This is a genomic window from Planococcus sp. TJ-301 (assembly GCF_058268475.1).
This window is the reverse complement of record NZ_JBZDOH010000002.1, coordinates 201993-226034: the sequence shown is the minus strand read 5'-3', so window position 1 is coordinate 226034 and position 24042 is coordinate 201993. Positions and strand designations below refer to the sequence as shown.

General features: G+C 46.8%; 22 protein-coding genes. 5 read left to right on the top strand and 17 right to left on the bottom strand.

Annotated features, from left to right (window positions below; translation table 11 throughout):
• Positions 1-104: 104 nt before the first annotated feature.
• From AC4EHJ_RS11955 to AC4EHJ_RS11935, 5 genes are all read right to left on the bottom strand, one after another.
• Positions 105-617 (bottom strand): isoprenylcysteine carboxyl methyltransferase family protein, encoded by a 513-nt coding sequence (locus AC4EHJ_RS11955; protein WP_490975851.1) that lies wholly within the window; start codon positions 615-617, stop codon positions 105-107.
• Positions 614-1684 carry a type III polyketide synthase gene (locus AC4EHJ_RS11950; protein WP_490975850.1) on the bottom strand — a complete coding sequence of 357 codons (1071 nt, stop codon included), beginning with the start codon at positions 1682-1684 and terminating at the stop codon, positions 614-616. The genes AC4EHJ_RS11955 and AC4EHJ_RS11950 overlap by 4 nt, the downstream gene beginning before the upstream one ends.
• 64 nt (positions 1685-1748) lie before the next feature.
• The gene (locus AC4EHJ_RS11945; protein WP_490975849.1) at positions 1749-2465 is read right to left on the bottom strand and encodes a type 1 glutamine amidotransferase domain-containing protein; all 717 of its coding nucleotides are present in this window, start codon (positions 2463-2465) and stop codon (positions 1749-1751) included.
• A gap of 278 nt (positions 2466-2743) precedes the next feature.
• The gene (locus AC4EHJ_RS11940) at positions 2744-3133 is read right to left on the bottom strand and encodes a MazG nucleotide pyrophosphohydrolase domain-containing protein (protein ID WP_490975848.1); all 390 of its coding nucleotides are present in this window, start codon (positions 3131-3133) and stop codon (positions 2744-2746) included.
• Entirely contained in the window at positions 3130-3633 is a 504-nt protein-coding gene (locus AC4EHJ_RS11935) for an Lrp/AsnC family transcriptional regulator (protein ID WP_490975847.1), read from the bottom strand. The genes AC4EHJ_RS11940 and AC4EHJ_RS11935 overlap by 4 nt, the downstream gene beginning before the upstream one ends.
• A 217-nt stretch (positions 3634-3850) precedes the next feature.
• On the opposite strand from AC4EHJ_RS11935, the gene AC4EHJ_RS11930 reads away from it, so the two are divergent.
• Positions 3851-4780: a DMT family transporter gene (locus tag AC4EHJ_RS11930; protein ID WP_490975846.1), complete on the top strand. Its 930-nt coding sequence runs from the start codon at positions 3851-3853 to the stop codon at positions 4778-4780.
• A gap of 135 nt (positions 4781-4915) precedes the next feature.
• On the opposite strand, the gene AC4EHJ_RS11925 is transcribed toward AC4EHJ_RS11930, so the two are convergent.
• The gene (locus AC4EHJ_RS11925; protein WP_490975845.1) at positions 4916-6235 is read right to left on the bottom strand and encodes a short-chain fatty acid transporter; all 1320 of its coding nucleotides are present in this window, start codon (positions 6233-6235) and stop codon (positions 4916-4918) included.
• A gap of 283 nt (positions 6236-6518) precedes the next feature.
• Here AC4EHJ_RS11925 and AC4EHJ_RS11920 point away from each other — a divergent pair, with 283 nt between their 5' ends.
• Positions 6519-7253 (top strand): sulfite exporter TauE/SafE family protein, encoded by a 735-nt coding sequence (locus tag AC4EHJ_RS11920; protein ID WP_490975844.1) that lies wholly within the window; start codon positions 6519-6521, stop codon positions 7251-7253.
• 247 nt (positions 7254-7500) lie between these two features.
• Here AC4EHJ_RS11920 and AC4EHJ_RS11915 read toward each other — a convergent pair whose 3' ends face one another.
• The 9 genes from AC4EHJ_RS11915 to AC4EHJ_RS11875 all read right to left on the bottom strand — a co-directional run bounded on the left by AC4EHJ_RS11915 (position 7501) and on the right by AC4EHJ_RS11875 (position 18574).
• Positions 7501-8070: a hypothetical protein gene (locus AC4EHJ_RS11915; protein ID WP_490975843.1), complete on the bottom strand. Its 570-nt coding sequence runs from the start codon at positions 8068-8070 to the stop codon at positions 7501-7503.
• A 74-nt stretch (positions 8071-8144) separates the two neighbouring features.
• Positions 8145-9179 carry a zinc-binding alcohol dehydrogenase family protein gene (locus AC4EHJ_RS11910; RefSeq protein ID WP_490975842.1) on the bottom strand — a complete coding sequence of 345 codons (1035 nt, stop codon included), beginning with the start codon at positions 9177-9179 and terminating at the stop codon, positions 8145-8147.
• Between the two features lie 253 nt (positions 9180-9432).
• Positions 9433-9921, bottom strand: a complete 489-nt coding sequence (locus tag AC4EHJ_RS11905) for a DUF1648 domain-containing protein (RefSeq protein ID WP_490975841.1) — start codon at positions 9919-9921, stop codon at positions 9433-9435.
• A 103-nt stretch (positions 9922-10024) separates the two neighbouring features.
• Positions 10025-10801: an ABC transporter permease gene (locus AC4EHJ_RS11900; protein ID WP_490975840.1), complete on the bottom strand. Its 777-nt coding sequence runs from the start codon at positions 10799-10801 to the stop codon at positions 10025-10027.
• Positions 10802-10804: 3 nt separating this feature from the next.
• Entirely contained in the window at positions 10805-11722 is a 918-nt protein-coding gene (locus tag AC4EHJ_RS11895) for an ABC transporter ATP-binding protein (RefSeq protein WP_490975839.1), read from the bottom strand.
• Positions 11723-11919: 197 nt separating this feature from the next.
• A complete protein-coding gene (locus AC4EHJ_RS11890; protein ID WP_490975838.1) occupies positions 11920-15135 on the bottom strand; it encodes a M36 family metallopeptidase in 3216 nt (1071 codons plus the stop codon).
• Positions 15136-15545: 410 nt separating this feature from the next.
• Positions 15546-16817, bottom strand: a complete 1272-nt coding sequence (sstT, locus tag AC4EHJ_RS11885; RefSeq protein ID WP_490975837.1) for a serine/threonine transporter SstT — start codon at positions 16815-16817, stop codon at positions 15546-15548.
• 644 nt (positions 16818-17461) lie between these two features.
• Positions 17462-17830, bottom strand: coding sequence for a YciI family protein (locus AC4EHJ_RS11880; protein WP_490975836.1), 369 nt, complete (start codon positions 17828-17830; stop codon positions 17462-17464).
• 315 nt (positions 17831-18145) lie between these two features.
• Positions 18146-18574, bottom strand: coding sequence for an OsmC family protein (locus tag AC4EHJ_RS11875; RefSeq protein ID WP_490975835.1), 429 nt, complete (start codon positions 18572-18574; stop codon positions 18146-18148).
• A gap of 208 nt (positions 18575-18782) precedes the next feature.
• Between AC4EHJ_RS11875 and AC4EHJ_RS11870 the strand changes: the two genes are divergently transcribed.
• Entirely contained in the window at positions 18783-18980 is a 198-nt protein-coding gene (locus tag AC4EHJ_RS11870) for a hypothetical protein (protein WP_490975834.1), read from the top strand.
• A gap of 194 nt (positions 18981-19174) precedes the next feature.
• Here AC4EHJ_RS11870 and AC4EHJ_RS11865 read toward each other — a convergent pair whose 3' ends face one another.
• Entirely contained in the window at positions 19175-20146 is a 972-nt protein-coding gene (locus tag AC4EHJ_RS11865; RefSeq protein ID WP_490975833.1) for an NAD(P)-dependent alcohol dehydrogenase, read from the bottom strand.
• 188 nt (positions 20147-20334) lie between these two features.
• Here AC4EHJ_RS11865 and AC4EHJ_RS11860 point away from each other — a divergent pair, with 188 nt between their 5' ends.
• The gene (locus tag AC4EHJ_RS11860) at positions 20335-21996 is read left to right on the top strand and encodes a DUF2207 domain-containing protein (protein WP_490975832.1); all 1662 of its coding nucleotides are present in this window, start codon (positions 20335-20337) and stop codon (positions 21994-21996) included.
• 280 nt (positions 21997-22276) lie between these two features.
• On the top strand, positions 22277-22918 hold the full coding sequence (locus AC4EHJ_RS11855) for a peptidoglycan-binding domain-containing protein (protein WP_490975831.1): 642 nt from the start codon (positions 22277-22279) through the stop codon (positions 22916-22918).
• A gap of 245 nt (positions 22919-23163) precedes the next feature.
• Here AC4EHJ_RS11855 and AC4EHJ_RS11850 read toward each other — a convergent pair whose 3' ends face one another.
• Entirely contained in the window at positions 23164-23973 is an 810-nt protein-coding gene (locus AC4EHJ_RS11850) for a TspO-related membrane protein (protein WP_490975830.1), read from the bottom strand.
• Positions 23974-24042: the final 69 nt, after the last annotated feature.

Genomic DNA, 24042 nt, shown 5'->3' with positions numbered 1-24042 from the left:
TAAAAAAAAGAACACGCCTGATTCTCTTCCCGTTAAAGAAGAAACGCCAACGTTGAAATCGATTGATTTCAACGTTGGCGTTTTTCATGATTAAGTTACAACTCTCAATCCTCTAATTCACGCAAAGCCTTTTCTTCCGCAGGAATCCGCACGAGAAGAAGCAGCAGTGCGTTGGCGATTGAAAAAACAATCGCGGTGCGCCATGCCCCGAAAATCAGAGGCAGCGCCGCAATTTCCATTGCCACGACAATATAATTGGGATGCGGAATCCAACGGTACGGCCCGCTATTCACTTTCTTGACCCCAGGCAGCACCAAGATTTTGGTGTTCCAGAAACGCCCCAATGAAGCCAAAGCCCAGACGCGAAGAATTTGGGCGACGATAAAGACTACGAGGAAAAACAGCCAGCCGCGTCCGTAACTTGGTTCCCATATCTCCACTTCCACGATCAAGGAAACGAAAAACAACACATGCAGCAGGACAATCCATTTATAATGTCCTGCTCCGGCTTCAATCGCCCCTTGCTGCTTCATCAAACGCTCGTTTGACCGCGCATAAGCCACTTCCAGCAGCCGCTGTAAAATTACAAATCCAACTAATAGGTAAAAGAACGTCATTGCGCTGTTTCTCCCCACTCAAGCCAAACCATCTCGGAACTGAAACCAGGGCCAAGGGCAGTGAGCAGCCCTTCTTCCCCGCTTTCCGGCTGTTTTTCCATGAAGTCTTTTAACACGTACAACACAGTCGGAGAAGACATATTGCCATACTGGGCAAGGACCCTTCTTGAGATCTCCGTTTTGTCCGTGGACATGCTTAGCGATGTTTCGTAGGCGGCCAGCACTTTCTTGCCTCCGGGATGGGCGATGAAATGGATGATGTCTTCCGGCGTTTTCCCCAGCTTGCCCAAAAACAAGTCGACGTTCGGCTTTAGCCATTTTTCAATAATTTTCGGGATATCCCGCGAAAAGACAACTTGCAACCCTTCATCTTTCACGTCCCAGCCCATGACGTCCTCTGAATCCGGCATGAGCGTCGATTGGCTATCTTTTATATGAAAACCGGCATGCGGTGCTTGCACATTCACGCCCGTCACCAAAGCGCAGGCCGCGCCGTCAGCGAACAACGACGTTCCGATTAAATTGCTTTTCGATAAATCCGAGCGCTGAAACGTCAAGCTGCATAATTCCAGGCACAGCACGAGCACTTTGGCATCGGGATAGGCCTTGCAATAATCATGTGCGCGGCTGATGCCTGAAGCGCCCCCGGCACAGCCGAGCCCCCACAACGGCATGCGTTTGATATGGGTCGGCATCCGCAGCTCGTTCATGATGCGGACATCAATTGTCGGCGTGGCCATGCCGGAACTCGACACAAAGAAAAACGCATCGATTTCTTCCTTGCCTACATCCGATTCCGCCAAACAGCGCTTAACGGCACGGCTGCCCATGCGAACGGCTTCTTCCACATACAAGCGGTTTCGTTCTTCAAGCCCGCGCTCTTTTTTAAACCAATCTAGCGGCGCGGCAATATAACGCCCTTCAATCTCGCCGTTGCCAAACACCCGCAGCAACCGTTCGATGTCGGTGAAATGTTCCCCGAACAAATCCCGGACCACACTGACGGTTTCCTGTTGATCCACATAATATGGCGCATTTTCAGTGACTACCTTTCGAATAAACGACACAGGCTCTTCCCCTCCTTATGTTCTAGGCTAAAAAGCCACCCTATCCAAAGGATGGCCAGCTCCATTAATCAACACTTTTCAGTTTCCACTCATTCTTCATCCATTGCCATTGTTCCTTCAATTTTAACGCGACCCCTTTGGCCGAAGCCGGATTTTGCCCCGTGATCAGCCGGCCAGACAGGACCACACATTGCGATAACGGCACAGCTGCCTGTTTATACAAAGCTCCCCGCTCCCGCAGCTTTTCTTCAAGTGAAAAGGGAATATCTTTAAACAGCCGCATCATTTTTTCTTCCCGGTTTGAAAACCCGGTTACGACATGGCCGGCCAATAGATACCTGCCGTCAGCCAGACGGACATTCGGCAAAGCGCTCTGGCCGTGGCAGACCGCTGAAACAATGCCGCCATTTTCATAAATCTTTCGGGTCAATTCCTGCAGTCCTTTGTTGTCCGGAAAATCCCACATCGTGCCATGCCCGCCAGCAAAATAAATGGCTGCGTAATCATCGGCATCCACTTCCTCAGGCACAAGCGGCTTTTTCAACCGGTCCATCATCTCGTCATTCATGTAATAGGCACGGGTTTTTTTATCCGTCAGCACCGCCATGACACTTCTCGGGTCAAGAGGCACCCGATGTTTTGACGTGCTGACGATATCGATATCAAAATCATCCTTTATTTCATGATAAAAATCCGTTAACTCCCGAAGCCATAACCCTGTTTTTTTGCCTCTTGTCCCGAGTGCGGCGTGATTTGTCACGACAATCAGTATTTTATCCAAGATGCGTTCCTCCCATGGATTCAATCTCTTTTTTATAGGTATTCCCCGCCTCTTGGGTTTTAGTCCTTTAGGATGTTTTAAGGAGCATCACAATTCGTAAGCATAAAAGCACCACTTCGTAGAATTGCGATGCAACAGGCGCCACGAATGGCGAAAACGGATAAAAGCTGCTACAAAAAAAGAAAGAACAAGGCGCACATACCTCGTTCTTTCTTTTTTCCTTGGCAGTCAGTTTCACGCGGAAACAAGTGCCTTGATAAGAATCTATTTTATTCTAATCACGTCCGGATTTCTCTCCGGACAGCATCTTTATTCTTGCGATTTTTCACTTCTTCCATCTTTGCATAAAAACTATCTTCCATCTCGATTTCAAAAAAATTGGCGAACTTCATCATATAGGCGAGGCAGTCGGCAAGCTCTTTCCCTATATCTTCCTTGACCATTTGGGATGCCAGTCGAAATGCTTCTCCTTCGTCCATTCCTTCTTCCACGTAGCGCTGCGTCAGATTGAAGGCTTTGCGCAATTCCTCAGCCACCTCGGCGACTTCCGTCGTCAGCAGCATATAACTATTCAACAGCGATGCCCGGCTTTCAGGAAAACTGTTTCCATTGATGCTCCAGCCCATTTCCTGCTGGTATTGTTTTGTAAATGCCTGCAACTCTTTCATCTTGCACCCCCGTTATTTTCTATTGCTTTCCCAATCGGCAGCACAGTCGAATATTTGACTTCCCGCAGCGCCAAGTTGGTCTGGATTTTACTAATGCCCAGTTTGTTCAACTTCCGAATAAACAGCTGCAAATCCTGGCGGTTTCGGTTGGCGACCTTTAGCAGATAATCATATTCCCCGGTGATGCATTGGCATTCCAACACTTCCGGCATTTTTTTCAACGCCTGTTCCAATTTATCCAATTCCTCTGCCTGATGGAGATCCGTAGTGATGAAGATAAAACACAATAAATCGAATCCCAGCTTTTCTGGGTTTAAAATCGCGACTTGCTGATTGATATAGCCTTCGTTTTCGAGACGCTTTATTCTTGTATGAATAGCTGGGGACGATAAGTTCACCCGCTTCGCTATTTCAGTATGGCTCAACTCCGCTTGCTTTTGCAGAATATCCAAAATCCGGACATCCACACCATCCAAAACTTTGCTTACGACCTTTTCCAACGTGCCCACCCCTTTTAATGTTTTTGTCCAAGGCTACAATCAATAATGAAAACCGAATAAAATTTCCTAGAAATAGATTTTTCTTTAAATTATTCTGAATTTCCTTTGTTTCACCGAATAATACTCATAATTATACCTTAAAATGTTAAAGTTATTAATAACTAATTCAAACAATCCGCTGACATGTTCTGAAGATAAAGCACGGAAAGGAGCCGTTATGCGTTATTTGTATTTTTTATTATTGCTATTGGTAAGCTTAATGTGGGCAGGGAATTTTGTCGTTGGGAAATGGCTGGTGGGCCATGCTTCTCCCATGACTTTGACCAGCCTGCGGTGGATGATTGCGGTGCTTTTCTTGATTCCCATGGTATGGGCGACTGAGAAAAAGATCCTGCCTCCGCGCAAAGCGCTTGTCCCATTATTTCTTATGGGTATTACCGGCGTCGTGCTGTTCAACATTCTGCAATTCATCGCGCTGAACCACACGTCAGCTACGAACATCGGGCTGATCTCTACACTGAACATGATTTCCATCGCCATCTTTTCAGCCATTTTGCTGAAAGAAAAAATCCAGCCGCTGCAGAAAGCCGCGATGGCCCTTTCACTTTTCGGCGTGATTCTCGTATTGTCAAAAGGAAGCAGCGATTTGCTTTTGTCTATGCAATTCAATAAAGGCGATTTATTTATGCTGGCTGCGGTTTGCAGTTGGGGCATCTATTCTGTCTGCGGCAGATGGGCAATGGCCTCAGTTTCGCCGATGATGGCCACTCTGTATTCCGGCGTATTCGGCATTGCTGTCCTACTGCCATTCAATTTCGCTGACTTTACAGTGACTAATATTAATCCTTCATTTATCTATTCTATTTTATATACGGGGCTAATTTCCACAGTGGTTTGTTTTGTCCTTTGGAATCTCGGCGTCCAGAAATTGGGCGCGACGACATCGGGGCTGTTCCTCAATTTCAACCCGATATTCACAGCCGTTTTGGCCTTCATTTTATTGGGCGAAAAAATGTCTGGCATCCAAGTTCTTGGGAGTGCCCTGGTGATCACCGGCTGTTATTTCTTCAGTTATTTCAAGACGAAAAAATTACTCCGGAAAAATGTTGCAGACAGAACAAATTCTCTATCAAGCCAGGCTCGTTAGAGGGCAATGAAAATTTCTTTTAGGGTTAGCGTTAAGGAATTCCGATTCAAGAAATTCTCCTCCTCGGAACACTTTACTCATCAAAATAAAAACGGCCTTGCCCATTCATTGGGCAAGGCCGTTTTTAGCTTTCATTTACAATAACAACAACCCAAGCCCAATCACAACGCCACTGACAAACAACACGATCAAACAAAAGCCCATGATGTCTTTCGCTTTAAGCCCTGCAATTGCCAGTGCCGGCAATGCCCAGAAAGGCTGAATCATATTCGTCCAGGCATCTCCCCATGCAACCGCCATTGCAACTTTCGCTGTATCGCTGCCGAGCATTTCCGCAGCTTCAAGCATGATCGGTCCTTGCACGGCCCATTGTCCGCCACCTGAAGGGACGAAGAAGTTGACGAGCCCTGCACTTAAAAATGCGAAAAGCGGGAACGTCTCTGCCGTTGAGATGCTAACGAACGCATCCGATAAGACAGCTGCCAAACCGGACGCCGTCATCATCCCCATGATTCCCGCATAAAACGGGAATTGGATGATGATGCCGCCTGCTCCTTTGACCGCTTCTTGTACCGCGATCAAATACTTCCGAGGCGTCCCGTGGAATAAAATCCCGAGGAACAAGAACATGAAGTTAACCAAGTCGAGCGTTAGCGCAAAACCATTTTGAATGAAATAATAAGCAACGAATGAAATACCGAGTACTCCGATGATAGCAGACAAGATCCAGCTGTTTTCCAAGCGCTCTGCCGGTGTCATATCAGCATTAGCTTTTTGTTCCTCAACTTCTGGTTCCATAAGCACTTTCGGATCCACAACAACGGTCTCTTCTTTTTTCGGCATCATCAAACGGTTTAATAATGGAAGAATGATGACTAATGCCGCAACGATAATCAGGTTATAGCTGGCAAAAATCGTTTCACTTGTTGGGATAATGCCGATTTGCTCCATGAATGGATGGCCGTCTGTCGCAATCGACAGCGGAATCGAACCCGAGAATCCGGCATGCCAAATCAGGAATCCTGAGTAAGCGCTTGCAATTAGCAGGCGATAATCGACATGCTCAACGCGTTTCGCCAATTCTTTCGCGAACAACGCACCAATAACCAACCCGAATCCCCAGTTGATCCAGCTTGCTGCTAGAGAAACCAATGTGACCCAGATAATCGCGCTGCCTGGCGTCTTTGCAAAACTCGCAAGTTTGCCTAGCCCCTTTTTGAAAATCGGGCTGCTGGCCAACACGAATCCGGTAACCAGCACAAGTACCATTTGCATCGAGAACGCTAACAGCGCCCAGAATCCTTCACCCCAAAACGACACCATTTCAACTGGTGACGAACCCGTCAATCCTAAGCCCATTCCGAAAACCACCAAGGTCAAGATGATGACGAATAAAAACGGATCCGGTAAAAATCGTTCCATTAAATTATTGGAAAAACGTATAATTCCTTTCAACTTCTAACTCCCCCTTTAGCCTAAATTTACAGTTCACTCTTAATGCTACCGCATTTCCCCTCTAAAATGCATAAAAATTGAAAAAACTTAAGGATTATTGGGATTTTTTATGTTGGGATTGATTTAGAATGGACTGAAATTTTGTAAAATCCAAGCCTCCCTTTTTCTATAGAAGAAAATAACCAGATAGGTGATTGGTTTTCCTTATGGACTTGTATAAAATACATTGAATTTATTTATGCTATTAATAGCGTTATAGTGAAAATGAAAAGAGGTGACAGGCATGGAATTTATCATGATGTTTTTTATCGGCCTTTGCGCAACAACGCTGGGAACGCTTGCGGGAGGCGGCGGGTTGATCAGCTTGCCTGCTATGCTGTTGCTGGGGATGCCGGTCCATTCCGCAATCGGCGCCAGCAAAGTTTCCAATACTTTTAGTTCGTTTTCGAGTTTCTTTTACCTTATCAAGAAAAAGAAAATCACCTTGAAAGAATCCGTTTGGATCGTTCCGGTCAGCCTCCTGGGCGGCGTGACCGGCGGTTTAATTGCATCGAACATTCCCGAGGAGCATATGTATGTCGTCGTCAGCGTCCTGCTGGTATTCGCTTTTATCACTTCGTTTATCGGGAAAAAGGGCTTTGCCGGGAAAGGTCCGCTGAAAATGAGCAAGAAAAGCATTGCGGGCTTATACAGCATTGGCATTTATGACGGGCTTTTCGGCCCCGGCCAAGGAACGCTGATGCTCTTTTTGTTCAGTTCCTTGAACATCGCCTATATACGCGCCGTCGGCTTTGTGCGTCTCGCGACTTTCTCCAGCTGCTTCGGTGCCGCCGTCACCTATATTGCAGCCGGCGACATCATTTGGCCGCTGACAATCGCGCTCTTATTGGGTTCCGTGACAGGTGCTCAGACCGGTGTGCGCATCGCTGAGAAGCTGAAGCCGGATTATGTAAAACCTATTTTGCGGGCAGTGACAGTGCTGCTTATCATTCAGATTGTCTCTGCCCGATTCCTTTAGAATAGATTTTTTTGTCCATCGTAATTTTTCCATTCCCTGGGAACCCCTCCCTTCTCAAACCGTTCATAAGCATGAGTAAAACAAAACGCCGCCCAAAGGAAAGTCAGCTCCCTTTGAGCGGCGAATAGATGCATGATAAATTGTATTGTAGTGATTTCCAAACCCATCGCTCTTCAGGTTTTTATGTGCCAAGGCCTCCCTGTTGCTAAGCGCTGCTGGTTGGCCCAGTTTCATAACACTGCTCCTTTTAATCAGCGTCGTGGTTAACTGCAAAGCTAAAAACAAGCTTTATAACATATAAGGCAAGCAGCGTATTTAAAGCGAAATGAGATTCAGCTATTACAAGTAAGAAACAAGTTCCTATTAGAGCCATTGCCATTCCAGCAGTGCGCTGAATCCCTTTTCCTTTAAGTTTTGTAATGATCAATGCAGCCGTTATAGTTAAAACCCACACGATTACAGCCAATAGAAAATTGCCAAGCAGCCATCCTAATAGCAGGGGTTGGACATGTATTGCTATAAAAATTAATCTGGCTCTCTGATTTGCTTGATAATATTCATTTGTAGCTTTCGTCACATTGGCTACAACTCCACCGGTGATGTCTGCTGTTAAAATGATTAGTAATATCTTTTTCCAAACCGTAAGCTCATACCATTCGTTATAGGTATGTACTAACAATAAAGATGAGAGAACGAGGCAACAGAGTAAAACAATGGTCAATTCAACCTTTGTGGTTCTCTTTCCAAACAATTCATGCAGAAATTTAGGCATTTGCAGAGATGTATATGAACCTGGACTCCGTTTCATTAAATTCATCAGAGCTCCTTCTGCCTTCAATTTACTACCTTATTTAACCGCCATTCCTTTTCCGGAACGGCGGTTAGATAAGGTTATTCGAAAGGCCCTTCCAGCACGATCTTGCCGATCGTCTTGCTTGTCAGAAGATGGGCGTATGCTCTTTTTAAATTCTCCACAGAAATCGGGGTAAAGTGTTGGGTCATGGTCGAACGGATTTTTCCTTCATCCACCCAATCCGCCAATTTGTTCAGCAGAAGATGCTGCTGCACCATGTCCGCCGTCTGGAAAAGAGAGCGGGTGTACATGAGCTCATAGGCGAAAGTGACACTTTTGCCAAACAGCGCCATGTCGAGCGGCTTGAATGCCGGCAGAATCGAGCAGATTTTCCCTTGAGGCAAAATCACTTTTGCCATTTCGGCCATATGGTCATCCACATTAGTCAGGCAGAAGATGTATTGCACGCCCCCTATGCCCAAACTTTCCAGCTGAGGCCCAAATGCTTCATGATGATTGATGGTGTGATCCGCCCCACGGTCTTTGGCCCAATCGATTGTCTCGGGACGGGAAGCGGTGCCGATTACCGTCAGGCCGGCCAGTTTGGCGATTTGTACAGCAATGGAACCCACGCCTCCCGCTGCTCCGATGATCAAGATCGTCTTGCCTGCATTCTCCGTTGCGTCTTTTGAGATACCCAGACGCTCAAAAAGCGCTTCGTAGGCGGTAATGCTGGTCAAGGGCAATGCCGCTGCTTGAGGAAAACCAAGGCTTTTTGGCTTTCTCCCTACGATCCGTTCATCCACCAAATGAAATTCACTTTGGCCGCCTGGCCGATTGCTGGTACCGGCGTAAAATACTTCGTCCCCTGCTTTAAACAGTGAACATCCTTCCCCTGTTGCCACAACCACGCCTGCTACATCACGGCCAACGACAGTTAGGGACTCATCGTCTTCCTTTTTTCCGTCGCGCGTCCGAAGATCCGACGGGTTAATGGATATCGCTTTTACTTCAACGAGAAGATCGCGTCCCGTCGGTGTCGGCTTATCCTGCTCCACCAGTTTAAAGTCCATTGCTTCCTCTTTTGAACCCGGTTGGTAAAACCCGAATGTCTTCATTGTTTCTGAACTCATTTTGCATCGCCTCTCCTTCAATTTCTGAATTGCCAATCATGTATGATTTCCATTTTACACATCCTGCCAAAAGCATTCAAAAATAACGGGCCGCTCTCCATTATTGAGCAGCCCGCTTTATTAGCTTGTTTTAATTGGGGGCAGCCATAGATATACAACTAGCCTGTCTAAAATTTATGGAGGAACTTCTTCCACTGATTTTCTCTTTTCATATTCATTTTCCTAGGACGCGCCAAAAAGAAGTTTCCCCCCTTTACATTCTCAACATCCTGAACATAAACACGAACATCGAGCCTAGGATCACCAATAGATAAACCGGAAGAAATGCTCCGCCTAAACCTTCTGCCGCTCCTCGTGCTATTTGAATCGTTAAATAAGTGAGCATGCTAAAAAACAGCACTATTTCATTTTTAAGGACATTCAGCATCAATCTGCCATTTTTATATTGCCTCTCTATATTGTCCGCTCTCAAATTAAGATAGTTGAATATATGCGGATATTTCTCCAGTACCGTGATAAGAAACCAAAGCCCTCCACCTACACTCGGCAAGATAATCAGCTCCATTTTACTGCCCCATCGATCCGCTTCCCCAGCAGCATTAAAATGGCCGGGTACCCGATCTGGCAGGTTCCCAAATTGGGCAGCCAAATAAATAAGAGCCAGTATGTAAAAAGTGATGCCGACTGCATCAAAAACGGTTTCAAATCGGGTTTTGGGAATATGGATTTTAGGTTGCTTCATAGGAAACTCCCTCCTCTCCCCTTATCCTAAGGCATTTGATAGCTGATTGCCTCTTGCGTGGACGGCGCCTCTTCATGTAGGACGCGCCGCAAACCTCTCTTATTCATTGCTGATCGGCAAAAAGCCACCAGGCCACCGTTGCTGCAAAACCGGCAATAGCCATCAGAAGGACAAGGATAAAACTGATCCATTCCAAGCCTCCTGTTCCCGCCATGCCGCTAAAAAGTGCCGGAACCGTCCACGGAAAATAAGCGCCGTAGCCGATGGCTGCAATGATCTGCGCGATGACCACCATAAAAATGACAAAGCCGATTGGCGCTAAAAACCCTTTGCCGAAACACGCAAAAAAGGCGACTGGCGGGCTTAACGCCAAGGTCAATAAAGTAGTTGCGGCTAGGAGGTAAACGCCTTCCCTGGCTGCTGCCGCGGACCACTCTGGCAAGCCGACGAACATGCCTATCAAACCGCCAACGACAATGACATACAAACTTAACAGCAAACACGTTAAAAAAATGGCGATAAACTTGGCAAGGACGATAAAGCTTCGTCGAACCGGCAAGGCCAGCAGATCTTTGATCGTCCGATCGGCGTATTCCCTGCCGAACACCCAGCTGGTGACAAAGCCGAAAACGATCAGTCCGCCGACCGCAATGATTTGGGCGAGCAAGCTGAAATATGCTGGCCATGTCGCTTCTCCCAGAATCTGCGCTTTGTCTCCGAGCAGCCCGGTCGTTCGGGCAAGCTCCGGATCTTTCAGTACAAACATGAAAAATCCTCCCATTAACGGCGCTACTGTAAAGATCGCTAGTGTAATCCAAACCATTTTCGACTTCCTGATTTTTATGCTTTCCGCTTGCAGCGCCGCTATGAAATAGCCCATTGGTTACCCTCCTTCCCTTTGGATAACTCTCAAAAAATAGGCTTCCAGCGATTCCACTTCGACACTCAAATATACAGGCGGAAATCCCAGTTCCACGAGCTTGCCCGACACAATCTCCGGCTGGTCAAGCAAGGTTTTTTCTCCGATTTCAATGAGCCCGTCCGGATTCACACGGCATGAAATCCCCTGTTCCGCCAGAGCAATGGCCGCAGCGCTATTGTGCCGTGTATCAGCAAGCAGCTTCCGTTCGATCAGGCTATTCAAATTGTCCGTTTCAAACTGTTCGACCAAGCGGCCGTGGTGAATGATGCCGATTTTATCAGCAATCAGCACCACTTCGCTGAGCAGGTGGCTCGACAGAAAAATGCTTACGCCTTTATTGGCAGCCAAGTCCCGCAGCAATTTTCGGACCTCCACAATGCCTGCAGGATCGAGGCCGTTTACCGGCTCGTCCAAAATAAGAATTTCCGGCTGGTGCAGCAGCGCTTTGGCAATCCCGAGGCGCTGTGCATTTCCAAGTGACAGATGCTTGGCTTTCCGTTTCGCATATGGGACCAATTGCAGCTCGCCGATGATTCGATTGACGGCGCCAGGTTCTTTAATCTGACGCAAACGGCGGAATAAATCCAGGTTCTCTTCAACCGTCAGTTCCGGGTAGGCATAAGGCGTCTCCACCAGATAGCCGACCTTTTCCCACACCTTATAATTCGAGAGCCTGATTTTTTTTCCGAATAGCCTACACGACCCTTCAGTCGGCTTGATCATGCCAAGCATCATGCGGATGGTGGTCGTTTTCCCAGAGCCATTCAGCCCGATGAACCCGTAAATCTCTCCCTTCTTCAATTCCAGCGAAAGATCTTCCACAGCCTGCACGTCTTTATACCGTTTCGATAATTTTTCAATTGCAATGACCGTGTCCATCTTCACCCTCTCCTTTATCTCTAATTATTCGATGAAGATTTCGGAAAACCTTTTCGCACAAAAACTCGCTTTTATGATTCCTTGCATGAAATCTTCCGCTCCTACGGCACACCACAACTCTCCTAGACTTTATGAATATGCGTAAAATAAAAAGCCCCTTCAAAATCTTGATTTGAAGGGGCTTTTCTGAACTTGCCTTAATATGGGCTGACTGCTGTAAATGTGAAAGGTACGTTCGCACCACTGTACAATCCAACATAGACATAAGCAGTGCCGCCAGGAATGACTCCCGTTTCGTCAGCACCTGAAGTGGCTACCGACCCGATGACTTCAAAGTTTTTATTGTAGAAGTACACATCGTAGTCAAAGGCGCTTTCCGATGAACCTGTCAGGTTGAACGTATGAATCCCATCTCCGTATGGTGAAGGCAGGGAAACAACGTAACCGTCGACGCCTTGTGTGCTTGGCGTTGGATTTTGTGTTGCCACAAATTCATTTTCTGTAACCGCAAGCGTCGCGCTAACTCCGGCTAAACTGCCAATGCCGGTTCCAGCATTGCCCGCTGCCACTGTACCTGCAGCAACAAACGGCTCTTCGGGCTCCAGGACAAGGGGTTCGATTTTCGTTCGGCCTGGTCCGAATGCTTGAAGTTCAGCAACTTGGATATAGCCAGAAGCATTATTTTGTGCATTTTCTGCAACCAGTTTAAGGTATTTCGCTTGGACCGGTGCGGCCAACTCATACTCTTTGTAATGCAAGTCAGGTGATGCCGGGCGAGGTTTGGCGGCAGTGAATTCACTGTCGACAATCTCTGTCCAGTTTTCTCCATCGACTGAAGAAAGTACCGTAAAGTCTTTGAGCGTAGCGAATCGCCCTTTGGAAATGTCTTTAAACGCACTGACATTTACCGTAGAGATTTCTACTGGCTGATCCGTTGCTAAATCGACCACGAATTCAGCTCCTGTAAAGCCTTCTTCCTGTAACTCAGATGCATAGACGCTCGCTTCTGTATCATCAATAGCCATTTTCACCGGATTGCTGTCTGACTCACTCGACACATTCGCAATGCTTGCACCATTAAAAGAAGAAGCAACGTTCGGCTCCAATGAAATCTTAAAGGCTTTGTTTTCCCCTGCCGCCACTTGGACATCTTTCAGCGTGCGTGAACCAAAGCCTTTTGCCTGAATCGTGATGTCGTAAGTGCCAGCAAGCATTGGGACGCCAAATGCACCTTTTTCCGCTGTTGTACGGACGGCACTTGTGCGCGCTTCATACTCGCCGACGATGATGCGAACATCTTCAACCGGTTTGTTGGTGCTGGCATTGATGATTTTTCCGGCAAATAAACCGTTTTTCTCTTGCGTAGGGTGGTTGTAGCCAGGCGTCGGATCCGTATCGTTTCCGCCATCTGAAGCTGCCTCCGTCCCTAAGCCGCGACTCGCAAATGCGGACCACAGCACGTCGTAATGTTTGCCGCCGAACCGTTCCGTATCGGCTGCAAGGATGGCGTCTCTCATATCCACCATCGACGGATTCGGCGCCGAAATCGGCATCGCGTCAATGACCAATTGCTCCACTACTTTTTCACCCGCTTCTTTGCCAAGCGACGCGAGCAGGTCTTCTCTTACTTTCCAAAGGATCGCTGCCCAAATCTCACCGTCTGCGTGCACTTCAGGGCCGATGATATCAAAGCCGACATCGCCGTATTGCAACGGGCTGTCTTCCAGCGCCCAGCTGCGAATTCCGCGTTCTTCGTTCCCTGTTACATAAGCACCCACAACGGCTTTGTCCTGCAAGCCATTTTTGATCAGGTAATGCATCGCGAACCAGTCGCCCCATGCCTCACCCATCGAGCCTGCTTGGTGGCTGCCAAGTGCTTCTCCGCCAGCAACCAAGCGAGTTGACAATGCGTGGGAATATTCATGGTAGATAATCCCCGCATCGTAATCTCCGTCTGCGTATTCGCCTTCAAATGCACCTGCAATCGGCTCCCAGAGGAACATGCCGCTCCATGCTGGAAGTCCGTCTGGAAGGGTTAGCATATAGGCGTTATCGCGGCCTGTATACGTCGGTTCCCCTCCGGAAAGCGCCCCTGCTTGAACCAATCCCATAATGGCATCGCCATCCGATCCGCCTTTTCCAAAGTTCGTTGTTTGAAGATTGCCTGCGCCTTCAACCCATCCGAGCTTATAGAAATAATCATGGAATAAATTATGATGGTAAAACAAGTTGGTCGTTGCGCTGTTTGCATCTTGCGCGTAGGAAGGCGGCAGCGTTTGCCCTTTGGATTTTTGCCAAGCATTCAGGAATGGGTATTTAAATTGCCCTAATGGATTGACTGGCCGAATCGCTTGGTCGGCTGGTGCAAGGAAGTTGCTCCAATTTGCAAACGAACTCGCATTGTTCCCGAATGTCGTGACGCCCAGTTCACTTGTCGGCAGCAGCCAGCCGTTCGGTGAAGCGGCCGCGTCCCCTTTAAATGATTTATTGACCAAGGCGCCGCCTTTGCTTGCATTCGGATAGTTTTCAAATACCGCACCTTCCGGATTCAAGTGCTGGACAAGCGAACGTTCGTATAGCCGTTCCCCCGTTTTTGCATCGATGATGACTTCCGCACCTTCTTGAAGTTCCTCAATGTACAGAACGCGGTAGACCGGCCGGATTTCATCACCTTTGGCAAACACGGCTTTTTTCACGTATTGCTTCGTTGGCAGAACATCCGCTCCGTCAAACACTTGCCAGCCATTTGCTTGCTTCAATGTTTTTGGCGTATACGACAAACTCGGCTGCTCCAAAGAGACGACTTTCTTCAATGCATCCGCTTCGGATAAAGCAAAATCATTGGTAAAGGATGCTGCTTTCGACAGATTGCCCGTGACCGATAAAATCTGTCCATTTTTATTGACAGACACAATTACACGGCCGCCGAAAATCGACTCGATCCCGTCAAATGATTGCTGGAACGTAACGGGCTGCAGCCCTGTTCCAGGCATTTTATAATTTCGAATAACCTGCAGCGAGTCGATGTCCTTCGCCGTTAATCCGAATACTTCTGCATTCGATTTTAACCAGCCGCGCGCAATCGTTTCCGCTGATCCTGAAGCGGGAGCCGTTAAATAGCCTTTATCTTTGAAGATGGACGAAGGAGTTCCAAACATCTTGTTCCACTGAACTTTGGCACCGCTTCCAATGGAATCGATTAAGTTATTTGCCGCAAGCAATTGTTCGCCTGTGGGGATGACACCATTCAGCACATTCCGCGCATCATACAATTGTTCATGTTCGTGGCTTTCCAAAACATTTGTTGAAGCGATTGGACCTGTCACTTTCATGGCGCTTGCGTTGTAAGGCATAAACAACGAACTTGCTAATACGGCTGAACCCAATACGGAAAACACTTTTTCCTTCTTCATATTACATCCCCATTCCTTAGTATGATCTTGAACCTCTGTACTTGTTCTTCACTATAAGTTAAAGTCCTACCGAATAGTTGATAAACACTCAGGAAGCAGTAGTAAAATTCATACAAGGTAGTAGACAGGGATAGACCATTGGCATTAGATTTTCGAGAAAGAAAAAAACCGTTAATCTCGGTTGGGAGATAAACGGTTTTTTTGGATTTTAGAAATCGAAAAGCCAGTTTGGATATTGATTAATCTCGAAACTGGCTTTTTCCATTCTCAGCATTCTACAAATAAAGACAAACACAGAACCCAGGATCACCACTAGAAAAAAATCAGGATTCTAGCAGCCTAAAGATGAGTTTTTATATATCTCAGATCGCTTCCGATCTATATGGAGAGTCAAAAACCAGGTAAATAATTTAGCTTTTCACCAAGTCTTCAGCAGGTTTATTGGTATCAAAAGCTTTCTCGGCACCAATGCTCCCACTTTCTTTAAGACGCTTCTTGTATTCAGCAGTAGCTGTGAAAAGCACGTCTGTTGAAGAGTTCAAAGAAGTTTCAAATGAATCCTGCAATACGCCGATGATAAAGCCTACACCGACTACTTGCATTGCCACATCATTAGGGATCCCGAACAAGCTGCACGCCAGCGGGATCAATAGCAGTGAACCACCAGCAACGCCAGAAGCGCCGCAAGCACATACAGCTGCCAAAACGCTGAGGATGATGGCTGTCGGGATATCCACTTGGATGCCGAGTGTATGGACCGCAGCAAGCGTCAGAACAGAAATCGTAACCGCTGCTCCGGCCATATTGACTGTAGCTCCTAATGGAATCGATACCGAATACGTATCTTTATCCAAGCCCAGCTTTTCACATAAGGTCATATTGACCGGAATATTTGCTGCAGAGCTGCGTGTGAAGAATGCCGTAATACCGCTTTCCCGCAAGCACTTAAAAACAAGTGGATATGGGTTCTGGCGAATGTTTATAAATACGATGAGCGGATTGACCACAAGAGCCACAAAAAGCATACATCCGATCAAAAGTGCCAACAGCTTTCCATAACCCAATAGCGATGAAAGTCCGTTTGTCGTAATCGACTCGATAACAAGGCCCATGATGCCGAGCGGCGCGAACTTGATGACCCAGCCGACCATCTTGGCAACAGCATCGGAGAAATTCGTGATCAACGTTTTTGTTGTATCCGAAGCAGCCCGTAATGCCAATCCAAGAACAATCGCCCAAGCTAAAATACCGATATAGTTCGCATTAACAAGCGCGTTGACCGGATTATCAACAACATTCAAGACTAAGGTTTTTATCACTTCAATTGCATTGCCAGGAGCAGTCAGATCTTCAACTCCTTGAGTAAGCGTTATGCTTACTGGGAAAATAAAGCTGGCAATGACCGCGACCAATCCTGCTAAAAATGTTCCCATTAGGTATAGGAAGACGATGGATTTCATATTTGTTTGCTGGCCGCTTTTATGCTGAGCGATCGATGCCATGACCAAGAACAGCACCAAGACAGGAGCAATCGCTTTTAATGCACCTACAAATAATGCGCCAAAAATGGTTAAAGATTTAGCTGCTTCCGGAATCGCAACAGCCAAGATAACCCCTAAAACCAAGCCGATCAATATTTGTTTTACAATACTTATTCGATTCCACTTTTTCAATAATTTCATATCCATTCCCCCTGCTGATTTCTTCTCATGCTGCAATTCAACCGCTGTTCTGCACCCCTTTGCTGTAACAACCAACTTTCTATAACAGCGGCTATTTTTCAATCTATTCCTATTCTATACAAAGAGATGAACGAATAAAACAAATTTTTTATAAAATCAAATTCTTAATCCATTAGAACCTCTACCAAGATGATAAAGACCGACCATATTGACTGCTCTCTGCTTAAATTATCCTATGTGAATGATGGTTTCATTCATAGGCTAATAAGCTTGCACAAGATCTTGTGAGGCGTTGTCAGTAAACTTGTTGTTGCATCCTATGGGGTAAGCACACCATAATGAATAATTTCTTTTCTTCATATAAATACAATCGCCATTCCTTATTTTATGGAGAGTGGCATCTAGTGTAGACCGCTTTCTGGCATACCGAAAATTGTGTTCAGCACAGGATCGCAATTTCTTCAACTAGCTTAAATAAAACAAAAAACCGTTCAGTGGAATGCTGATTTCCACTGAACGGTGACGCATGAGGTATAAGTTAGCGTGTAGTGTCAATATCGTTTAGAATTTTTTATTTTCCAAGGACGCGTCTTTTATGCTGCACCAAGTGAAGCGTACGCCTTAAGCGGAATCGGTTCGGAACTTTACTCCTCCAGCGGCCCTTCGAACACCTGATGCAATTCAACTTCCCCTTCGCCATGCCCGATCGGATCCGGCATCCGCATTGCCCATTCGATAGCCGCTTCCCTCGATTCGACATCAATCAAGATGAACCCGGAAATGGTTTCTTTCGGATTGGCAAAGGGACCTTCTGTAACTATGGGTTTTTCACCAGGCTCTGCATACGAAAGGCGAAGTGCTTTCGAACTGGGATAAAGTCCTTTTGCCATCACCCGAACGCCTGCCTCGACCAACTCCTCGTTATACTTCGACATGGCTTCCATCCCTTCCAAGCTGGGGAGCGTTCCGGCTTCCGAAGTGGGTGATGCTTTGACAACCAACATAAACAGCATGATGTTCCCTCCTTTCCGAGGCGATCGCCTCGCAGTTTTTACTCTTCCTTTATAAAATTCAAGACAACTGGCCCCTATTCCTTTTTCCGCTTAAGTTTTCAGCTCAACTTAGACACCTGCTCTTCTTGCCAGTTTTTCCTACAAAAACGGTCAAAAGAACGTTATATTTATTAGGAAGCTTTAAAAAGCGGGATATCCATTGATTTTTTACTAATAAAATTAATAGCGCGGGATTCTCAATTTAGAGAATCCCGCGCTATTTGTTTATCATAGCCCTGCTGCTTTCACCGCTAGCACCTGCCTTAACTTGCAAGTTTATGCCTCCACTGTTTCAATCGGCTCATCATTCAATGCATAGTGGTAGCTAAGGGTTGAATTCAAGGAATGCGTGACCGAACAATAGGTCTCCCTGGATAATTTAATGGCCCGCACGACTTTATCTTTAGGGAGATCCCCTTTCAGATGATAGGTGATGGCGATATCCGTAAAGCGTTTCGGGTGTTCCGTTGCACGCCTTCCCTCGATATCAATGAAAAATTCCTCCACGGTCAAACGCATCTTACTCAGAACCATCACGATGTCCATTCCTGTACACACGGCCGCTGCGTGCAAAAGGAGTTCAGTCGGCCGTGGCCCGCTATTAGCCCCGCCGCTTTCAGCGTCGGCATCCAAAACCACCCGATGCCCCGATTCCGTCAATCCGTTAAAAGCCATACCGCCATCCCAGTCCAACCTTGCTTTCATCCAAATCACCCTTTCTTCTTTCTCTTAGTATATCCCTCTCTCTGGAGTGCTAACCTTTCCACACTAAATGGCCTGTTCTTCATCAGGCATTTTTTGCGACTCAATTAGGAAGGTCTTATCAGCACAGTGGCGCTCTTTATTCCCTGCCAGCGTTTATCTCTATTGCCTCCGGGAATACAAATAAAAACAGCTAAGAGAGGGGTATTTTATGAGCCAGGACAAGCCATCTACCAAAGAAACAAACATTGAAAAAATGAACGAACTCCTTGAAGAGAAGAACAAGGAAACCTCAGAACAGCAAAATTCCAATTCACAAGAACAAAAGAACCAATCGTTAAAAGACCAGACGCGCACCCCAGGTGAAAATAATAAACTAATAAACAGCAACAATAACCGAACTCCCTGATCTTTCATTTAGATTAGGTTGAAAAAATTCATTTGAGCAGCAAGTTCCGTTTCTTGCAGCAAAACATAAAAAATAAACAGGACGACTACCAAATTGCATCTTGATTTGGTAGTCGTTATTCATTTTAAATGTTAATGGTACAAAAAGGGAGCATGAGACGCTTTAAGAAGTGGATTATACAACTCGGCAATTTTTCATTGATGGCTGATGGCGACATTGCCTTTTTTCGATCCACTCTCTACATAATGGTGCGCTTCACGCAGCTGCTCAAAAGGGAAGATCCGATCAACGACCGGCTTGATCTTGCCAGCTGCCAACAAGTTGCTGAGATAGCGTAAATCATCGGCTTTATAGTCCGTCGCTCCAGCTATAATTTTCCGGCCGCCTGTCATTGTCGGCAAAAACCTCCGGAACAGTTGGGCCGGGCTCGGATTTCCCATCAAATAGAAGCCTTTTCGTTTCACGGATTTGAGGGTTTTCGAAAATGGGCTTTTCCCCGCAATATCGAAGATCACATCATAGGTTTCGCCAGTTGCGGTAAAGTCTTCCTGCTGGTAATCAATTACTTTGTCCGCTCCAATGGATAAAAGCATGTCCAGCTTTTCGCCGCTGTCGATGGCCGTCACTTCAGCTCCCCAATTTTTGGCGAGCTGAACGGCTATCACGCCTATGCTTCCGCCGGCTCCGATGATCAGAACTTTTTGGCCGGGTTGGATTCTGGCTTTCCTGAGAAAAAACAGGGTATTCATTCCCCCTGTCGGGATGGTGGCGGCTTCTTCAAAACTAATCCCTTCCGGCATACGGGCGATCGCATAGCTGCTCGGAAGACAGAGAAAGTCGGCATATGCGCCAAGCTTCAATTCAGTCGCGCCGAAAACACGGTCTCCTTTCTTGAACTGCGTCCCTTCCGTTCCCAGGGCTTCAACTTCTCCCGCAAATTCCTGCCCCAATACGCTCAGCCTAGGTTTCCGCAAACCGAAAAACAGCCGCAGTGGAATCCACAGCAACACCGGAAATTGGAAGCTCCGCATCTCGCAATCCCCTGCTGTTACGGTAGATGCTTGAACTTTTATCCCAATTTCATTGGCTTTCGGCACCGGCTTCTCCAGCTGTTGAAGCTCCAAAACTTCCGGAGGCCCATAACGTGTGCAGACCATTGCTTTCATTTCCTGTCCCCCCTCTTGTTTTGAAAATATGGATTTTAGCTTACCTCATAAAAACTTCTCTTTCCTCTTCCTACGGATAAACGCCTAAATGGTTTCAGAAACCATCCCCGCCTCACCTTCCCACTACCATTCTCTTAATGAAACCTTTTCAAACGCCGTCCGTATTGTTATGCAAGAGGTGATGGATCATGGGAAGCAAAAAAATCCTTCCGTATTTGCTGGCTGTTGTGTTGGTCGTGCTCGTTCCGACGCAGGTCTACGCGGTGGACTTTGACATTACGGAAGTCCGGATCGATGCGCAGTTAAATGAAGACGGCACTGCGGATGTCACGGAACAATTCACGTATGAATTCGAAGATGATTTCAACGGCATCACGCGCGGTCTGATTGCCAAAAAAGGCACGGCGATCGAGAACTTCTCCGCTGTGGAAAACGGCAAAGCGTTGAAAGTTGAAATGGAAGACGGCGTTTACCAGATTTACCGCTCGGGTGAAGACGACGAAACGATTGAGATCGAATTGAATTACGAAATTACCAACGCTGTGGAAAAATTTGAAGACGGCGCGCAATTTTACTGGGCGTTCTTTGATGAAAGCAACGAAAGCGAATACGGCGACATGACAATTTCCATCACACCGCCCGTTACGGCCAACAATGTTGAGGCATTGGGCTACGGGGAAGCATTTGGGACGGAACGCATCACAGATGACGGCACTGCGGTTTTCGAACTTGGCTCTGTGCCTGACGGCGAAAACGCCAATGTCCGCGCGATTTTTGCACCTAAGCTGTTCCCGGATGCTGCTGTAGTCGGTGGAACGATTCGTAATGACCTAGCCGAAGACCGCGAAGAACAGGAAAATGAAGCGGCGGTATTTGCGCAAAATCAGCAAACCGCGCGCGTTATTGCGATTCCAGCGATTGCGGTTCTTGGTGCCTTGCTGCTGGGTGGAATTTTGCTGTCGTGGATGCGCGCTTCTCGGCGCAAGCGACAAATCCGCAATTACCCGTATGAATTTTTCGTCCCAAAAGAATCGATGAGCATTCCTGCACTGCTTCATTTCACCAACTCGGCGTTCCTGTCGCCGAACGCTATCTCGGCAGCAATCCTGGAGCTCATGCGAAAAGGCAATATCAAGCAACTCTCAGAAGATCAGTTCGAGTTGATCAATCGAAAAACCGACCTCGCCCATGAAGAAACCTTGATTGGCTTATTATTCGACCGTATCGGCGACGGCCGTGAATTCACGCTGGGGCAAGTGGAACAATACACGGAAAATGTCGAAAATCATTTAGCGTATAACGAAGCGATCGCCGAATGGAATAAAGGCATCACCGCCGAAGTAAAAGCGAAAAACTTTTACGAAAAGCATCCGGTGCTGCGCTGGACAGCTGGCATCATGAGCATGCTGTTTATCGGCCTCGCCATTTATACCGGAGTCAACGTGCTTTTCCCTGCCATGGCAGCATCCATCGTTTTGGCGATGCTCGCGTTCGGCTTTGCCATCGGCTATGCGCCGATCGCATTTGACGGGCTCGAAATCCGCCATCACTGGCGTCAATTAAAAGCGGCGATGCAAAACTTGCCTGAAAGCCAGTGGCACGCTCTGACTTCAGACGAACAGCAGCGTGCTTATGCCTACCTGCTTGGCAGCGATCCGAAAACCGCCGAACGGAAAGCGGCAGCGTTCATGTCCGCGAATACGGCAGATGACTCCAGCATTGTTATGAATCCGGTGTTCATGACGGCAATCTTCGTGTCAGCGGGTTCGACTACTGCCAGCGCAAGCGGCAGCTCGGTTGGTTCTGGTGCAGGAGTCGGCGGTGGTGGCGGTGGATCTGGGGCGTTTTAAAGAGAGCGGCGGAAAAACACTTTGAGTCGATCGCTGCGGACCACACATTTCCCTTAACAATTTATAAGTTTGAATAAAAAATAGCCGTTCCAAGGAATATTGATTTCCTCGGAGCGGCTATTTTTATGATGTAAATTGGAGGGCGTTATCAAATTCCATTAGAACTGTTTCTATCCTTGGGAAGCGATTTTAATAATTTTTTGAACGGCTGAATTGTCGTTTTATTTATTAATAGGAGGGGGTAAATAAGAGGCAACTAAACATTCTGGAGGGAACAGGCATGAAGAAGAAATGGATTCCAATGTTTCTGGCATTCGGGTTATTGGTTGCATCTCCCCTCTCTTTTCAACCGGTGGAAGCCACAAGCCATGCATCTGCAGTTAACCAGGACAAGCTGCCAGCCAACCTTGAGAATCTAATGAACATCGCACCGGAACATCAGTTTATTCTGCGCGAAGGAAGTGCGCGCATTGAAGTGGAACTTCTCCAATGGACATTAAATCAGTACGGACTAAAAACAGCGATTGATGGAATCTTTGGACCTGAGACCCAAAAAAATGTTCGGCAATACCAAGCGGACAAAGGCTTGAAAGTCGATGGCGTTGTAGGCACGTATACATGGGTGGCACTATACGGGGAGCATAAAAAACCTTTAGATCAAGAAGGAAAACTGCCGGCCAACCTCAGGAATTTAATGAATATTGCACCGGAACATCAGTTTATACTGCGTGAAGGAAGTGCGCGCATTGAAGTGAAACTTCTCCAATGGACATTAAATGAGCTTGGACTAAAAACAGCAGTTGATGGAATCTTTGGACCTGAAACCAAAAGAAATGTCCGGCAATACCAGGCAGACAAAGGCTTGAAAGTCGATGGCATTGTAGGCACGTATACATGGGCGGCCATATACGGAGAATATTAGAAAACGGTACTTCCATCGCATCGTTCATGAAGGAAATACATTTAATTGTGCACTGTGTACCCAAAATAAGACCTGCCCACCCAAAAATCGGGTGGGCATTGTCATTTTCAATTAGTCTCGCTTCCTAGGGAGCGACACAATTCCCGAATAATTTATAAGCTTGAATAAACCAAATAGCCGCTCCAAGGAATGTTGATCTCCTCGGAGCGGCTATATATGTGCCTGCTTATATTTAGTGAACGCTTTTAAAACGTATGCCTTGGAAAAAGTGCCTTTCCATTTTTAATAAATCTCCATACCGCTGCGATCAAGAATATGACAATACCAGCAATCAGAACCCCTTGAATGGCCGTCGACAACTCTGGGTTCACCTCTCCGCTCGTATACGAAGCGTAGATCCCGAAGAACGCCCATGCCAAAGGAAGCGGGAAGGCAGCGTTTTTGTACTTCGACAAGTAAACGAGCACAAACGCGATGGCAACTCCTAATATGATCAGCGTCCAGATCGAATAGGAAATGCCGAAACCGCTCCATTCCAGCTGCACCAAAAGCAATCCAGTGTTGACGACGGTCGCAATGGTCACCCACGCAGCGTAGAGCGTAAAGCTGATTCCTGCTAAGGTCGAAGGAACTTCGAACCGGTGGGTATAGATTTTTCCGATGATGAGGAACAATGAGAACAGCAGGCCGATGATCAAAATCGTAGAGATGCCCAACCATTCATAAGAGAATGCGACGATCCAGGCCATGTTGAACAGCGAGCTCAGGATAAACCATGGCGAGATTAACAGGATCAAGCGGCTGACGTTCGCATCTTTTCGTTTGATGAACAGATAGACCAGCGTAACCAGCACAAGCGTATAGATCAGTCCCCAAATCGAAAACGTAAACGGCGCCGGGGAAATCAGCGTCATGTATCGGTCAGAGATGTCTTTCTGGCTATTCCCAGCGAAAAATCCGGAAGAGCCGAGGTAATTGACGCCGAGCGTCAGAAAATAAGCAATCAGATTTAAGACGGTAAATAATTTTGCTTTCTTCAATGTGTTTTCATCCATAGTGAACTCCTCCTCCCGATAAATTTTTTCTTTTCCTTCACAAGAAATTGATCAACTCCAACTTCGCAG